The sequence below is a fragment of the Ruegeria sp. CDSC051 genome, assembly GCF_059610665.1.
On record NZ_JBXWOC010000001.1, the window covers coordinates 929,586 to 944,593 of the forward strand.

Here is a 15,008-nt window from a genome sequence, read left to right on the forward strand (position 1 = left end):
GTCGCTTGCGCGTAAAGCTAGCGCCAACATCGATATGTGCCAACCCCTGCCAGACCACCCACTAAAATCTGCAAACCGCCCGCCAGCGCTAACAATCATAAGGTGTATATGAAATGTGTAAATTTCACGGGCAAGCACTTTGAAAACAGTGAAAATGTGATTAACATCTATATTATTGTTTTAAATATGTTTTTTTAATATCAAACGATTTCCTTTACAATTCTCTCAAAGGGATTGAAATTTATTAACAAATAAACCCTGCTATTTCTGTAATTTATTTCTTTGTTTTCTGATCTCCGTATTATCCTGCATCGGGAGGAAACAGGTCGACATTGCCTGTTCAGCGGGCAAGATTGTCCCAGTGAATTTAAGTCCAGAGGGAGGAACCTCAGAATGACAACCGCTGCTCAGGCAGATGCCAAAGTTTATCCGCCATCCGCAGAAATTTCAGCGCGTGCGCATGTCGATGCCAAGAAATACGGCGAAATGTACACGGCTTCTATAAACGACCCCGTTGCATTCTGGGGCGAACAGGGCAAACGCGTTGACTGGATCAAACCCTATACCCAAGTTAAAGACGTCAGCTATGATTTGGGCTCGGTCGGGATCAATTGGTATGCGGATGGCACTCTGAACGTTTCAGCCAACTGCCTGGATCGTCATCTGAATACACGCGGCGATCAGACTGCGATCATCTGGGAACCAGATGACCCGAATGAACCCGCCCAACACATCACCTATGCCGAACTGCACCGCCGTACCTGCCGGATGGCAAATATCCTGGTTTCCATGGGCGTGCGCAAAGGCGACCGTGTGGTCATTTATCTTCCGATGATCCCCGAGGCTGCATATGCGATGCTGGCGTGCGCACGTATTGGTGCAATCCACTCGATTGTTTTTGCAGGGTTTTCCCCTGATGCCCTGGCTGCACGCGTCAACGGATGCGACGCCAAGGTTCTGATTACAGCTGATGAAGCCCCTCGCGGCGGCCGTAAGACACCGTTGAAGTCAAACGCAGATGCGGCCCTGCTGCACTGCAAGGACACGGTGAAATGCTTGGTTGTCAAGCGTACCAACGGCCAGACCACATGGATCGACGGGCGCGACTACGACTATAACGAGATGGCGCTCGAGGCGGATGACTATTGCGCGCCTGCGGAAATGGACGCCGAAGACCCTCTATTCATTCTGTATACCTCCGGTTCGACCGGTCAGCCCAAAGGTGTCGTGCACACGACCGGCGGATATCTGGTCTATGCGGCAATGACGCATGAGATCACCTTCGATTACCATGAAGGCGACGTCTATTGGTGTACCGCCGATGTCGGCTGGGTGACCGGCCACAGCTATATTGTCTATGGCCCGCTTGCCAATGGCGCGACCACGCTGATGTTCGAAGGTGTTCCGACCTATCCGGATGCATCCCGCTTTTGGCAGGTCTGTGAAAAGCACAAGGTCAATCAATTCTACACGGCCCCTACCGCTTTGCGCGCCCTGATGGGGCAAGGCAATGAATGGGTCGAGAAATGCGATCTGAGCGATCTGCGCACGCTGGGCACTGTGGGTGAGCCGATCAACCCGGAAGCGTGGAACTGGTACAATGACGTTGTCGGCGGTGGGCGCTGCCCGATCGTGGACACCTGGTGGCAAACCGAAACCGGTGGTCACCTGATGACCCCCCTGCCCGGTGCCCACGCGATGAAGCCCGGCTCGGCCATGAAGCCGTTCTTTGGCATCCAGCCTGTGGTTCTGGACCCGCAATCCGGGGTCGAGATCGACGGCAACGGCGTCGAAGGCGTGCTGTGCATCAAGGACAGCTGGCCCGGCCAGATGCGTACGGTCTGGGGCGATCATGAACGGTTCGAGAAGACTTATTTCTCGGACTACAAAGGCTACTACTTCACCGGTGACGGCTGCCGCCGGGACGAGGATGGCGATTACTGGATCACCGGACGTGTGGACGATGTGATCAACGTCTCGGGGCACCGCATGGGTACGGCCGAGGTTGAAAGCGCTCTGGTGGCACATGCTGCCGTGGCCGAGGCCGCGGTTGTGGGCTATCCCCATGATATCAAAGGGCAAGGCATCTATTGCTATGTCACCTTGATGAATGATCGCGAACCCTCGGACGAGCTTGTGAAAGAGCTGCGCACCTGGGTTCGGACCGAGATCGGACCGATTGCCAGCCCGGATGTGATCCAATGGGCTCCTGGCCTGCCAAAAACCCGCTCGGGCAAGATCATGCGCCGTATCCTGCGTAAGATCGCCGAGAATGATTTTGGATCGCTCGGTGACACATCGACCCTGGCTGATCCGTCCGTGGTCGACAACTTGATCGAAAACCGCGCAAGCAAGTGAGGATGTGATGGACGCTGCCACGATCACTACACCCACCGTACTGATCCTTCTCGGCCCCCCGGGCGCCGGGAAGGGTACACAGGCCCGTATGCTCGAAGACAAGTTCGGGCTTGTCCAACTCAGCACGGGTGACCTGTTACGGGCGGCAGTTGCCGCAGGAACCGAAGCCGGAAAAGCCGCCAAAGCTGTCATGGAGGCGGGTGATCTGGTCAGTGACGATATCGTAATTGCAATCCTGCGGGATCGTCTGGCCGAACCGGACTGCGCCAAGGGCGTCATTCTGGACGGCTTCCCCCGCACCACGGTTCAGGCACAGGCGCTGGACGCGCTGCTGTCAGAGACCGGTCAGCAGATCAACGCAGCCATCAGTCTTGAGGTTGAAGACGCTGAAATGGTGATCCGTATTTCCGGCCGTTACACATGTGCCGGATGTGGCGAAGGGTTCCATGATCGGTTCAAAACGCCCGCAGTCGAAGGCAAATGCGACAAATGCGGCAAGACCGAGTTCAAGCGCCGCGCAGATGATAATGCTGAAACCGTCGCCTCACGGCTGGCTGCCTATCACGCGCAGACCGCGCCGCTGATCACTTATTACCAAGACCACGGCGTTCTGAAAGGTCTGAACGCAATGGGCAATATCGAAGACATCGCCGGCAATCTGGAACGGATCGTCAGCGACACAATGAACTAGGGGAATATGGCCCGCCCTCAATAAGGGCCGAATTCCTAAAGGAAAACTTCAAAGGACCCGCTCTGGCGGACCAGAGAAGCCTTGCCTGATGCCACCTGGCATCAAGCATATCGAAAAGTGGCCCCGCGCGCTGGAGGGTTAGGACAACGGGCCGCTCAAAGAGGAAGCGAAGGAGGAACCCGCGATGGCGGATCAATCAACACACTCCGCGCAGACTGCCGAAGCCGATAAGGGCTATTGGCAGGCCAACCTGCGTCTTATCTACATCAGCCTGGTGATCTGGGCGCTGGTGTCGTTTGGATTCGGCATTTTGCTGCGTCCACTTCTGTCCGGCATTTCCGTCGGCGGAACCGATCTCGGCTTTTGGTTCGCGCAACAGGGATCCATCTTGGTCTTTCTGCTGCTGATCTTCAACTACGCCTGGCGGATGAACAAGCTAGACGCTGAATACGGCGTTGAGGAGGAGTAAGGCCCTATGGACCAGTTTACCATCAACCTGCTGTTTGTGGGCGCGTCCTTTGCGCTTTACATCGGCATCGCGATCTGGGCCCGTGCTGGGTCCACATCAGAATTCTACGCCGCCGGTCGCGGCGTTCACCCGGTCACCAACGGTATGGCGACAGCGGCAGACTGGATGTCTGCGGCCTCGTTCATCTCGATGGCGGGCCTCATCGCCTTTACCGGTTATGACAACTCGTCCTTCCTGATGGGTTGGACAGGTGGTTATGTGCTGCTGGCGCTGCTTCTTGCCCCTTACCTGCGTAAGTTCGGCAAGTTCACCGTGTCAGAGTTCATCGGCGACCGCTTTTACAGCCAGACCGCGCGAATCGTGGCGGTGATCTGTCTGATCGTAGCGTCTGTGACCTACGTGATCGGCCAGATGACCGGCGTTGGCGTAGCTTTTGGCCGCTTCCTTGAAGTGTCAAACACCACCGGGTTGTTAATTGGTGCAGCCGTTGTGTTCGCCTACGCGGTGTTTGGGGGGATGAAGGGCGTGACCTACACACAGGTCGCTCAGTACTGCGTGCTGATCACCGCCTACACAATCCCAGCCATCTTTATTTCCCTGCAACTGACTGGCAATCCGGTTCCGGCTCTGGGTCTGTTTGGTGATACCGCCAGCGGTGAACCGCTGCTGACCAAGCTGGATGCGATCGTGACCGAGCTGGGCTTTAACGAATACACCGCCCACCACTCGGACACGCTGAACATGGTGCTGTTCACGCTGTCGCTGATGATCGGTACGGCCGGTCTGCCGCACGTTATCATGCGTTTCTTCACCGTGCCGAAAGTGGCTGATGCCCGCTGGTCTGCCGGTTGGGCGCTGGTGTTCATCGCACTGCTGTACCTGACCGCCCCTGCGGTTGGCGCAATGGCCCGTCTAAACATCAGTGACATGATGTGGCCAAATGGCGGCATCGAAGGTGGCGCCGTATCCGTCGAAGATATCGACAACGACGCTCGTTATGACTGGATGGCCACATGGAAGAAAACCGGCCTGCTGGACTGGGAAGACAAGAACGGCGACGGCAAGATCCAGTACTATAACGACAAGAATGCCGACATGCAGGCGCTTGCGGAAGAGAAGGGCTGGGTCGGAAACGAGCTGACCAAGTTCAACCGTGACATCCTGGTTCTGGCCAACCCCGAGATTGCCAACCTGCCGGGTTGGGTGATCGGTCTGGTCGCTGCCGGTGGTCTTGCGGCTGCTCTGTCGACCGCTGCGGGCCTGTTGCTGGCGATCTCGTCCGCGGTGTCACACGACCTGATCAAAGGCGCGATCAACCCGCAGATTTCGGAAAAATCCGAGCTTCTGTCGGCGCGGATCGCAATGGGCGTGGCCATTGTTGTGGCGACATATCTGGGCCTGAACCCTCCGGGTTTTGCAGCGCAGACCGTTGCCCTGGCGTTTGGTCTGGCAGCTGCCTCGATCTTCCCGGCGCTGATGATGGGGATCTTCTCGACCCGCATCAACAACACCGGTGCAGTTGCTGGTATGCTGGCTGGTCTGACTGTGACACTGGTCTACATCTTCCTGCACAAGGGCTGGTTGTTCATTCCGGATACCAACTCGTTCACGGATGCTGATCCTCTGTTGGGTACGATCAAGTCGACTTCGTTCGGTGCGATCGGTGCATTGGTCAACTTCACTGTCGCCTATGTGGTGGCTGGCATGACCAAGGAAACCCCGCAAGAGATCAAGGATCTGGTCGAAAGCGTCCGCATTCCCCGTGGCGCGGGTGCCGCTCAGGATCACTGAGTAGAGATGCGGCCCCTGAGCACCTTGCCAAAGGCCGTGTCTTTCGACTGACTACTCCCGCCCGGCATTCCACCGGGCGGGATTTTTCGAATAGAAACCGAGGAGTATCCGATGCCCCTGCCCCAAGCCGAGATCACGCGGTTTCTGAAATCCGTTCACCCTTATGACGCCCTGCCCGCCGATGATCTGGCAACGCTGTCTGATCAGATCGAAGTTTGGGAGGTCGAAGAAGGATCCCCGGTGTATCAACTGGGCGCGCCCCTGCCCGGCGTATTCGTGATTTACGAAGGACAGGTTGAAATCACTGACAGGAACGGTGCGATTGTCTCTCATCTGGGGTTGCGGAATTCTTTCGGGGAACGCGGTTTACTGAAAGACGGTAAAGCCGCGACCAAAGCGCAGGCACACGCAAACTCGGTTTTTTTTGTGATTCCGCCCAACCTGATCCGAGACCTCATTGACGAACATGAAATCGTCGCCAAATTCTTTGATCGGACCCGCACGGAACGCTCCAGCCCCCAAAGCCTTGCAACCAGCGCTATCGACGTTCTGATGGCACATAACCCCGCAACCTGCCCCCCTAATACCACCGTTCGCGAAGCGGCGCAGATGATGAGGGACAAACATATTTCCTCTCTCTGCATCACCGAGGGGGACATTCTTTTGGGGATCGCCACCTTACGAGATATCTCGGGCAAATACGTTGCCGATGGGATGTCTGTGGATACGCCTGTCTCGGCAATAATGACGGCAAACCCGGTGACGCTGTCGCCGTCTGATATCGGATCGGATGTTCTTCACATCATGATGGAGCGCGGCATCGGCCATATTCCGGTATCCGAAGCTGGGCGTCTGGTCGGAATTGTCACCCAGACAGACCTGACCCACTATCAGGCGGTCAATTCCGCCGAGTTGGTGCGCCGGATAGCAACTGCGCAAACCGCGCAGCAGATGGCAGAAGTGACCGAAGAGATTCCCCGGCTTCTGGTCCAGCTTGTCGCTGCCGGAAATCGCCACGAGATCGTTACACGCCTGATTACCGATATCGCCGACACAGCCACCAGACGTTTGCTGGCAATGGCGGAAAAACAGCTTGGACCACCACCTGTGCCTTACCTATGGCTGGCCTGCGGATCGCAGGGACGACAGGAACAAACCGGGGTGTCGGATCAGGACAACTGCTTGATGCTGGATGACAAAGTAACCGATGACGACATGTCATATTTCCAGACACTGGCAAAAATCGTGTCGGACGGGCTGGATAAATGTGGGTACTTTTATTGCCCGGGCGACATGATGGCGACAAATCCACGCTGGTGCCAACCGGTAAGTGTCTGGCGTGATTATTTTCGCGGGTGGATCGCCAAACCAAACCCCGAGGCGCAGATGCTGGCCTCGGTTATGTTCGACCTGCGCCCCATTGGCGGCGCATTTCACCTGTTCGATGACCTGCAGGCCGAAACGCTGGCCGCGGCCCAAGCGAATTCAATCTTTGTGGCGCATATGATCTCGAACTCGTTAAAGCACACGCCGCCGCTGGGCCTGTTACGCGGGTTTGCCACGGTACGCTCGGGTGAACATCGCAACACGCTGGATCTAAAGCATAATGGCGTTGTGCCTGTGGTTGACCTGGCCCGGATATACAGCCTTCAGGGGCAACTGTCCCAGGCCAATACACGTGCCCGCCTGAAAGCAGCTGGGGCGGCAGGCGTCCTCAGCCCCTCAGGTACCCGCGACCTGCTGGACGCTTACGATCTGATCGCCGAAACGCGGCTGGACCATCAGGCCCGTCTGGTGAAAGGCAACAAGAAGCCGGACAATTTCCTTCCCCCTTCCGATCTTTCGGACTTTGAGCGAAGTCATCTGCGAGATGCCTTTGTCGTGGTAAAAACAATGCAATCGGCGGTCGGCCACGGTAAAGGAATGCTGGGCTAAACCCTCAGGAACCTTGGAGAGTATTCATGTTCTTAGAACTGATCGGCACGATATTTGCAGGCGTCGCCCTAGCCGGCATCGTGATGGTGATCAACAAACTGACAGGCGGTCGCCTGCCTCGTTGGTCCGCACCAGTCGCGGCGGGCATTGGCATGATCGGGATGACGATCAACAGCGAGTATTCATGGTTTGACCGCACGCGCGATACGCTTCCAGATGGTCTGATCATCATTCAAGAGGTCGAAAGCCGCGCTTTGTACCGTCCCTGGACCTATGCGATGCCCTTTGTTGATCGTTTTGCCGCAATCGACACCCTATCTGTGCGCACCAATGACCAAGTGCCTGAGCAGCGCCTCGTTGAACTGTATTTCTTTGGCCGCTGGGCACCGGTTTCAAAATTGCCGGTCGCTGTGGATTGCGACAAGAACCAACGCGCCAATCTGGCGGATGGGGCAGAGTTTGGTGACAACGGCCAGTTGCTGAACGCCGATTGGGTAACAGGCTCTACGAACGATCCGATCATCGAGGCCACTTGCGGAGTGTAACATGCTGACCCGATTAAGCCTGCGCCTGCGGATTTTCCTCTTCTTCTGCCTGCTGGCGGTCGGCGGGGTTGCCGTCAGCTCGGTTGCGCTTTGGGTCAGCTACAGGCGAGCGGCGGATCCGGCCCTTTTCGACGCGTTCATCTTTGCAGAGATCGTCATCGGGTTCGGTCTGCTGGCCCTGATCGCCGCTGTCTGGCTATTGTTCGACGATAATGTCGCCAAGCCGATCGAAAGGCTTTCCGCTGAACTGCGCGCACGAGCGCATGCCGGTGTCAGCCGCGACCTCGATCTGCAAGCCGCGCGGTATCTTGGCGACCTGGCCCCTGCGGCTGCCGGTCTGGCCAACCAACTGTCCGACAAGACCATGGGCGTGGCAGAGGCTGTCGCTGCTGAAACCGAGCATCTGGCTGTGGAACAGCAAAGGCTTAGGGCGCTTTTGACTGAAATTCCTGTAGCCATATTGCTGGCTAGCCCCTCTCACAGGCTCGTTTTGTATGACGGACAGGCGGCCGAGGTACTGGCACAGATTTCGCATCCACGCCTGAATGCGCCACTGTTCGATTACTTCCAGCCAGACGCGCTGCAGAAAGCCTATGCCAAACTGGCCAAGACCGGGATGGAGGCATCCTGTTCGCTGACCAGCATTGATGGGGCGCAGACCTATTCAGCCCGCATGAAACCGCTGGGGGAAACTTCCGGCTACATGCTAATCCTAGATGACAGCGCCGCCAATATAGCGCCTGAGGCTGCCAGACCTCTGGTCTATGACTTTGGTTTGCTGAACACATCCACCGACCAATCATTCGAGACATTGCCTCTGCGCGAGCTTTGTTTTGTTGTCTTCGACACCGAAACCACAGGCCTGCTGCCGCACAAAGACGAGATCGTCCAGATCGGCGCAGTCCGTGTGGTAAATGGACGGATGGTCGAAGGCGAAAGGTTGGATATGCTGGTGAACCCGGTCATGCCGATCCCTGCCGCCTCGACCAAGGTTCACAAGATCACGGATCGAATGGTCGAAGGCGCGCCGGAAATCGCCGAAGCCGGGCGTATCTTTCACGAATTCGCGCGAAATGCTGTAATCGTGGCTCATAATGCACCTTTTGATATGGCGTTTCTACGACGCCACGCCGACCGTATGAAAGTTGAGTGGACGCATCCCGTACTGGATACGGTCCTGCTATCAGCGGTCCTGTTCGGCGCCAGCGACACGCACACTTTGGACGCGCTGTGCGAACGGCTGGACATTACAATTCCCCATGAGCTGCGCCATACGGCATTGGGTGATGCAGTTGCCACCGCCGAGGCGCTGGTTCGGATGCTTCCGATGCTGCAAGCGCGCGGGATGAATACGTTTGGCGAGGTCATCGAAGCAACCCGCCGGCACGGTCGTCTGCTTGAGGACCTGAACTGAGGGCGAAATATGCACCTCAGGCGCAGCTTTTCATGGACAATCCCGACTTGCCGTGGCACCTGAGGCGCGGCCACAGAATGAGCGTGAGATGACGGACCGCACCTTCACCCCAACCCCGGACAACAGCACCGCGTTTCGCGAGGCATTGGGGTGTTTTGGAACCGGGGTCACGGTCGTCACCACCGAAACAGCGCTGGGGCCCCGCGCAATCACGGTCAATTCGTTTTCCTCGGTCTCGCTGACGCCCCCGCTGGTGCTGTGGTGCCTGGCGAAGGATTCAAACCGGTTCGACGCTTTCAAAGACTGCGATCACTATTCGATCCATGTGATGGCTGAGGAACAGCAGGAACAGGCCCTAAAATTCGCGCGCGAGGGTGCGGATTTTTCACATGCCAACTGGGCCGCAGATCACCGTGGCCGCCCTCGTCTGGCGGATTGTCTGGCGCGGTTCGACTGCCAGCTTCATGCCCGGCACGAGGCAGGGGATCATCTGATCATCGTGGGTGAGGTCGAACATGCCATGTACCGCACCGGCAAAGGCCTGATCTTCAAACGCGGTCAATTCGGTGGGTTTGCCGATCTTCTTTAAGCCCTATTCGTCCAGCGATCCGTGGACGGCCAGCGCCTCAAGCTGGGTTTCCTGCGGTGTGATGATGCGAAACGCCTCAAGCACCCCGGTTTCAGACAGCTCACGGGCGACCGTCAGCAGAGTATTGGCGGCGTGATCATCGCATAGCTCTGCCATATGCGCGATCTCTTCCTGCGCAACACCCAGGGCGGCCTCGACCGATGGGGCTCCGTAGAATTGCACGAAATGTTCCGCCAAATTCCGGGCAATCTGGTCGATCTCGGCCTGTTCAACCTGCGTCACCGCTACAAAGGTCACCCGGCCGAATGTCTCAACCCCCAACCAACCATTCGCAAAGGCCTGGCGGGCTTTACCCTCCAAATCGCCTTCGCCCCAATTCGAAAACTCGAACCCGCCGGAAATGCACCACTCACCCGTTCTCGCCGGAGAATGAAACACATTCATGTCGCTTTCATCGAAATGGATCGCACGGGCCAATTTCATTATCCGTTCTCCAGTAAGTTAGTCAGCGGGTGCAGGCGGGTGTCCGCAACATTGCGGATAAGCATGCCAAAACGTTCATCAGTGCCCAAAAAGACCCCGATCTCGCCATAGGGTTCGCCAACACCACGCAGCAGGCCCAACCATTCGCTGTGCAACGGCGCGTTTCCGTCTTCTTGCCAGCGGTTGAGCCATGTCAGCATATGGCGCGACCAGCTTTCAATCAGTTGGACAGGCTGGACCTCGGCACACCCTTCATCATAGAGCGCTGTGATATCCGGGGTCTGGCCTGGCGCAGTGCTGGTCTGTAGCAAGGCCAGCTCCCAGCCGACAATCAACCAGTCGGGCTCAATCTGAGGGTCTGAAGTCGACGCAGCAACCTGAAACTTGCCGCAGGTCGCACCATTCACACAGATAGGGCCGCCCCAGTCCAGATGAACGGCAACCTCGGGCGGGGCCAGAGCGCCCAGCGCATTCTGAAACCCAACTCCGCACAGCGGCAACATCACCATGGCGTCCTGCAATGGAACCTCAGGTGCAAATACAATGGCAACGCGCAAACGGTTGGCCTGAATGTTGTAGACCACCGTTCCGGCATCACAGCCCAGCGCAGCCATCGCCTGGGCGCGTTCGAACGGGTCTTCCCCGCCCTGAACGGCATGTCCAGTCAGCAACGGAGGAAAGACCGGCTGGGTCATGCATTGCCCTTGGTGATCATGTCGCGGGCAATCTTGCGGAAAGCTTCGGCCTGTGCGCTGTCCGGCTTGCTGACAACGATGGGCGCTCCCCCATCCGCCGCAACCCGTATATCCAGATGCAGCGGAATCTCACCAAGCAACGGAATGCCCAGCGCCTCGGCCTCAGCGGCGACGCCGCCATGTCCGAACACATGTTCCTCATGCCCGCAGCTGGAACAGATATGGGTCGACATATTCTCGATCATCCCAATAATCGGCGTCTTGAGCTGATTGAACATATCGATCCCCTTGCGCGCGTCAATCAGGGCCACGTCCTGCGGGGTCGACACCACGATGGCCCCGTCCACCTTGAACTTCTGGCTGAGCGTCAGTTGCACATCGCCGGTGCCCGGCGGTAGGTCGACAATCAATACATCCAATGCGCCCCACTGAACCTGTCCCATCATCTGTTGAAGCGCGCCCATCAGCATCGGACCACGCCAGACGACCGCCTGACCTTCGTTGGTCATCAGTCCCATCGACATCATCGTGACGCCATGATTGCGCAGGGGCAGGATCGTTTTGCCATCCGGGCTGGCCGGGCGGCCAGAGACACCCAGCATCCGAGGCTGTGAAGGGCCATAGACATCAGCATCCAACAACCCGACACGCCGCCCTTCTGCAGCCAAAGCACAAGCCAGATTTGCGGATACGGTGGATTTACCGACTCCGCCCTTACCGGATGCAACGGCGATGATCCGATCGACACCCGGAACGGCCTGCGGACCTGTCTGAGATGGTTTCGGCTTGGGCTTCAGTTCAGGCGGGGCCTTTTCGGAATGCGCAGTCATCATGGCGGAAACCTTGTCGACCCCCTCCACCAACTGCGCAGCCTGCTCGGCGGCGGCGCGCACCGGCTCCATCCGCTCTGCCTGTTTCGGATCAATCTCAAGCACAAAGCGCACTGTATCGCCATCGACATTCAACGCGCGGACAACTCCGGCGCTGACGATATCCTGGCCTGAAACCGGATCGGTGATTTTCTTCAGGTTCGCCAGAACCGCGTCACGAACACTCATGCCATTACCCTTTTGGTTTGCCCGGTCGTTGGGATACGTTTCATTGCATGTGTCTCCGTCTTTTTTTCGTTCATTTGACGCATTCGGGCGCAGGCCGATAAGCTGCCTTTATGCGGGTTACCTTCTTTTGCCTGAGCTTGCTGCTCTCTGCTACCCCCTCTTGGTCGCAAGAGGCGCTGGGGCTTGCCGCCCCGGATGAGGTTACAGACTCTGGTCTGTTGCAACATATTCTTCCGCGTTTTTCTCTCAAGACCGGGATACGCGTCGTTGCAGACGATTCCGGCGCTATGGCTTTGGGCGGTTCACCGCCAGGTGATCCGGTATTCGAGCGTCATGGCGTCACCTATCACCTGCGTATTGTGGACGACCCAAGGCAGATTCGGTTTCGGGAGTGGCTGCTTTCTGACATCGGCAAACGCACCGTTGAAAGCTTTAGCCCCGATAGCGGCCCGTCCTATTCGGCCAGTTTCACTGTCGAAGCCGCAACAGAGGGTCCGAAGATCGAAGGCGACGCTGTCCTGGGTGCGGAATTGTCGATGACCCATTGCGGGCGGTGCCATGTGATCGGTCCAGAGAACCAAATGAACGGGCTTGGCTCCACCCCCTCTTTCGCCGTGCTGCGGGCTATGCCGGACTGGTCCGAACGGTTCGAGGCCTTCTTTGCCCTGAACCCTCATCCCGCTTTCACACAGATTGAGGACATAACCCCACCCTTCGATCCTCTGCGTCCCCCTCCAATCCACCCGGTCGAGATGACGCTAGAGGAGTTAGAGGCCATTCTGGCCTTTGTCTCGGCCATCAAGGCAGCAGATCTGGGCGCGCCGCTACAGCTTCAATGATCCTTTCTTTTCGAGAAATAGTCCTCGGTCGTGACGACTTTGGGTTTCGGGTTTGACTGAAACGGGTTGTCCTTGTGTTGGAACTGCGCGTTCACGCGACAGTTGTCACACATCTGGATCATGCGCGCCTGCTCGGATGTCGCAAACATCGGATGCGTACCAGACAGCTTTTCCATGATACGTTCGACGGTCGATTTGACACCAAAGAGAGCACCGCATTCCACACATGCAAAAGGGTCTTCTTCGTTCAACACGTCCTGAGACAGGGCCGCATCACTTAAATCCAGTTGCGGAACCAGAGTTATTGCATTCTCGGGACAGATTGTCCGGCACAGACCACATTGCAGACAGGCATCCTGTTGGAAGTTCAGCTGCGGCATATCCGGGTTGTCGGCCAAAGCGCCTGACGGACAAAGGGACACGCAGCTGAGGCACAATGTACAGGCGTCCGTATCCACCGCGATGGCCCCATAGGGTGCATTCTCGGGCAAGGGCAACGGGGCTGCGGCCTGCGGGTTCAGCGCCTGTGCGGCCAGTCGCGTAATCTGCCTGCGATTTCCCAGCGGCAGAACCGGGTCGGCCAAGGGGGGCGGCACCTCCTGCGCATATAGCAGGTCGGACAGCGCATCGGGATCAGCCTCATCGATCAGTGCCAGACCGCCCGCGCCAGCGATCGCCTGCGCCAGCGCCAGTTCGCGGTCCAAGGCATCCCTTTCGGTTGTTGGGGCCAGCAGCACATCAACCCGCGCAAACCCATGTGCCAGCGCGGCCAGCATCTCGGCATGGCCAAAGCCCGAGATCACGTTCAGTTCTAGCGGGATCACATCCGCTGGAATCCCGCGTCCGAAACGGGCGGACAGACGGATCATTTCGGCCCCATGCGCGTCATGCACCAACAGTCGGGGGGCTTGCCCGCCTGCACGCCGGTAGGTTCGCGACAGAATGTGCATCCGTGACAGCAGCGCAGAAACGGGCGGATCCTCGTATGTGATCGCAGTCGAAGGGCACACCGCCGCGCATTCTCCACATCCCGCGCAAACCATAGGGTCGATGGCTACATGTTCGCCCGCAGGGGTGATCGCCCCCGTCGGGCAGATATCCAGGCAATTCGTACACCCGACCTGTTCGGCACGGGAATGCGCACAGAGGGATTCTTCCAACCGGACATAGAGAGGTTTTTCAAATGTCCCGACCAGTTGCATGGCCTCGAACGACAGACGCTCCACGGCCACCGCATCTTTGGGATCTGCCCGCAAATACCCCTCGCGCTTGGACGGGGCCTGCACCAGAGGCATGCCGCCCGTCAGATCCACAACCATATCGCATGAGGAGTTCGCCCCGTCGCGTGGTTCGGTCCAACCAAAGGCCCCGCGTCCTCCGGGTTCAAGCTGCTGTAACGCATCCAGCTTTATCGAAAACCCGCCCAGCGCACCGGTCACCAAACGAACGCGCCCGCGTATCACATCAAAGCGGCGCGACATGGGTTCGGTGTCATCAGTGGTCAAAACTGTCACGGCCAATATGTCCGAGAGGCGTTCAGCCAACTCCAAACTTACTGCGCCGGGCCCGACTATGAAACACGTCCCTTCGCTGACCACATCGACACTGGGTGTGATCGGCTGAGGCAACACCGCCTCAGCAGCCAGCGCGGCCATCTTGGGGGCGGCGTCCTGCCCCTGTTCAGACCACCCGGCCCGATCGCGCAGATCGACAAAGCCAGGTGCCTGGACACCTAATTCATCGGCCAATGCCAGGAAAACATCCTGCTCTTGCATACAGGCAATTACGACGTTGCCCTCTTGCAGCGGCTTGGCGGCGGATTCCAGTTCTTTCGTACATAATGCGGTGTGAATTCTGGAGCAGGCGACATCGCAAGCTGACGATAGCTTCTCAGCGTCAATGGTTTGCGTTCCCGCACAGTCACATAGCAGCAATCTCGTACCCATAACCTCCCCCGGATGTCCTCCCCAGTCCAAGGTCAGCTTAGAACCTCTGAAGAAAGTAGCAATGCCCGTGGGGGCCGGATCGCCGGAACAAAGCCCGATAAGAGCCGCGAGGACCGTAAACAATCGGTGAAGGGTGCATATTCGACCACCCAAGGACTTGGCAGGAAGCTACTTTGTGTACCATAGTAGACCCTG

13 protein-coding genes are annotated in these 15,008 nt (G+C 57.7%); 9 read left to right on the plus strand and 4 right to left on the minus strand.

Annotated features, from left to right (window positions below; all coding sequences use genetic code 11):
• Window positions 1-393 precede the first annotated feature (393 nt).
• The 8 genes from acs to AC2FH0_RS04750 all read left to right on the plus strand — a co-directional run bounded on the left by acs (window position 394) and on the right by AC2FH0_RS04750 (window position 9,792).
• Window positions 394-2,358 (plus strand): acetate--CoA ligase, encoded by a 1,965-nt coding sequence (acs, locus tag AC2FH0_RS04715; RefSeq protein WP_142634325.1) that lies wholly within the window; start codon window positions 394-396, stop codon window positions 2,356-2,358.
• A 7-nt stretch (window positions 2,359-2,365) separates the two neighbouring features.
• Window positions 2,366-3,049 carry an adenylate kinase gene (locus AC2FH0_RS04720; protein WP_142634327.1) on the plus strand — a complete coding sequence of 228 codons (684 nt, stop codon included), beginning with the start codon at window positions 2,366-2,368 and terminating at the stop codon, window positions 3,047-3,049.
• 184 nt (window positions 3,050-3,233) lie between these two features.
• Window positions 3,234-3,518 (plus strand): DUF4212 domain-containing protein, encoded by a 285-nt coding sequence (locus AC2FH0_RS04725; RefSeq protein WP_142634329.1) that lies wholly within the window; start codon window positions 3,234-3,236, stop codon window positions 3,516-3,518.
• Window positions 3,519-3,524: 6 nt separating this feature from the next.
• On the plus strand, window positions 3,525-5,309 hold the full coding sequence (locus AC2FH0_RS04730) for a sodium:solute symporter family protein (protein ID WP_142634331.1): 1,785 nt from the start codon (window positions 3,525-3,527) through the stop codon (window positions 5,307-5,309).
• A gap of 111 nt (window positions 5,310-5,420) precedes the next feature.
• Window positions 5,421-7,244, plus strand: coding sequence for a DUF294 nucleotidyltransferase-like domain-containing protein (locus AC2FH0_RS04735; RefSeq protein WP_496788696.1), 1,824 nt, complete (start codon window positions 5,421-5,423; stop codon window positions 7,242-7,244).
• Between the two features lie 26 nt (window positions 7,245-7,270).
• Window positions 7,271-7,789: a hypothetical protein gene (locus tag AC2FH0_RS04740; RefSeq protein ID WP_142634335.1), complete on the plus strand. Its 519-nt coding sequence runs from the start codon at window positions 7,271-7,273 to the stop codon at window positions 7,787-7,789.
• Window position 7,790: 1 nt separating this feature from the next.
• Window positions 7,791-9,203: a 3'-5' exonuclease gene (locus tag AC2FH0_RS04745; protein WP_142634338.1), complete on the plus strand. Its 1,413-nt coding sequence runs from the start codon at window positions 7,791-7,793 to the stop codon at window positions 9,201-9,203.
• An 88-nt stretch (window positions 9,204-9,291) separates the two neighbouring features.
• Window positions 9,292-9,792, plus strand: a complete 501-nt coding sequence (locus tag AC2FH0_RS04750) for a flavin reductase family protein (RefSeq protein ID WP_496690705.1) — start codon at window positions 9,292-9,294, stop codon at window positions 9,790-9,792.
• A gap of 3 nt (window positions 9,793-9,795) precedes the next feature.
• Here AC2FH0_RS04750 and AC2FH0_RS04755 read toward each other — a convergent pair whose 3' ends face one another.
• From AC2FH0_RS04755 to AC2FH0_RS04765, 3 genes are read right to left on the minus strand one after another with little or no spacing between them, the layout of a single operon-like run.
• On the minus strand, window positions 9,796-10,275 hold the full coding sequence (locus AC2FH0_RS04755; protein WP_496690706.1) for a DUF6505 family protein: 480 nt from the start codon (window positions 10,273-10,275) through the stop codon (window positions 9,796-9,798).
• Window positions 10,275-10,970: a biotin/lipoate--protein ligase family protein gene (locus AC2FH0_RS04760; RefSeq protein ID WP_496788697.1), complete on the minus strand. Its 696-nt coding sequence runs from the start codon at window positions 10,968-10,970 to the stop codon at window positions 10,275-10,277. The genes AC2FH0_RS04755 and AC2FH0_RS04760 overlap by 1 nt, the downstream gene beginning before the upstream one ends.
• Complete coding sequence (locus AC2FH0_RS04765) at window positions 10,967-12,028, minus strand: Mrp/NBP35 family ATP-binding protein (protein ID WP_496695136.1); 1,062 nt, start codon at window positions 12,026-12,028, stop codon at window positions 10,967-10,969. The genes AC2FH0_RS04760 and AC2FH0_RS04765 overlap by 4 nt, the downstream gene beginning before the upstream one ends.
• 110 nt (window positions 12,029-12,138) lie before the next feature.
• Here AC2FH0_RS04765 and AC2FH0_RS04770 point away from each other — a divergent pair, with 110 nt between their 5' ends.
• The gene (locus AC2FH0_RS04770; protein ID WP_496788699.1) at window positions 12,139-12,867 is read left to right on the plus strand and encodes a hypothetical protein; all 729 of its coding nucleotides are present in this window, start codon (window positions 12,139-12,141) and stop codon (window positions 12,865-12,867) included.
• On the opposite strand, the gene AC2FH0_RS04775 is transcribed toward AC2FH0_RS04770, so the two are convergent.
• Window positions 12,861-14,813, minus strand: a complete 1,953-nt coding sequence (locus AC2FH0_RS04775; protein ID WP_496788700.1) for a 4Fe-4S binding protein — start codon at window positions 14,811-14,813, stop codon at window positions 12,861-12,863. The two genes, AC2FH0_RS04770 and AC2FH0_RS04775, sit on opposite strands and share 7 nt — an antisense overlap.
• Between the last annotated feature and the right edge of the window lie 195 nt (window positions 14,814-15,008).

Bases quoted from the DNA above. Each gene is read 5' to 3' on its own strand.
- AC2FH0_RS04770 (WP_496788699.1), top strand. From the start codon at position 12,139: ATGCGGGTTACCTTCTTTTGCCTGAGCTTGCTGCTCTCTGCTACCCCC.
- AC2FH0_RS04725 (WP_142634329.1), top strand. From the start codon at position 3,234: ATGGCGGATCAATCAACACACTCCGCGCAGACTGCCGAAGCCGATAAG.
- AC2FH0_RS04730 (WP_142634331.1), top strand. From the start codon at position 3,525: ATGGACCAGTTTACCATCAACCTGCTGTTTGTGGGCGCGTCCTTTGCG.
- AC2FH0_RS04755 (WP_496690706.1), bottom strand. From the start codon at position 10,275: ATGAAATTGGCCCGTGCGATCCATTTCGATGAAAGCGACATGAATGTG.
- AC2FH0_RS04720 (WP_142634327.1), top strand. From the start codon at position 2,366: ATGGACGCTGCCACGATCACTACACCCACCGTACTGATCCTTCTCGGC.
- AC2FH0_RS04750 (WP_496690705.1), top strand. From the start codon at position 9,292: ATGACGGACCGCACCTTCACCCCAACCCCGGACAACAGCACCGCGTTT.
- AC2FH0_RS04760 (WP_496788697.1), bottom strand. From the start codon at position 10,970: ATGACCCAGCCGGTCTTTCCTCCGTTGCTGACTGGACATGCCGTTCAG.
- AC2FH0_RS04735 (WP_496788696.1), top strand. From the start codon at position 5,421: ATGCCCCTGCCCCAAGCCGAGATCACGCGGTTTCTGAAATCCGTTCAC.
- AC2FH0_RS04745 (WP_142634338.1), top strand. From the start codon at position 7,791: ATGCTGACCCGATTAAGCCTGCGCCTGCGGATTTTCCTCTTCTTCTGC.
- AC2FH0_RS04765 (WP_496695136.1), bottom strand. From the start codon at position 12,028: ATGAGTGTTCGTGACGCGGTTCTGGCGAACCTGAAGAAAATCACCGAT.
- AC2FH0_RS04740 (WP_142634335.1), top strand. From the start codon at position 7,271: ATGTTCTTAGAACTGATCGGCACGATATTTGCAGGCGTCGCCCTAGCC.
- acs (WP_142634325.1), top strand. From the start codon at position 394: ATGACAACCGCTGCTCAGGCAGATGCCAAAGTTTATCCGCCATCCGCA.
- AC2FH0_RS04775 (WP_496788700.1), bottom strand. From the start codon at position 14,813: ATGGGTACGAGATTGCTGCTATGTGACTGTGCGGGAACGCAAACCATT.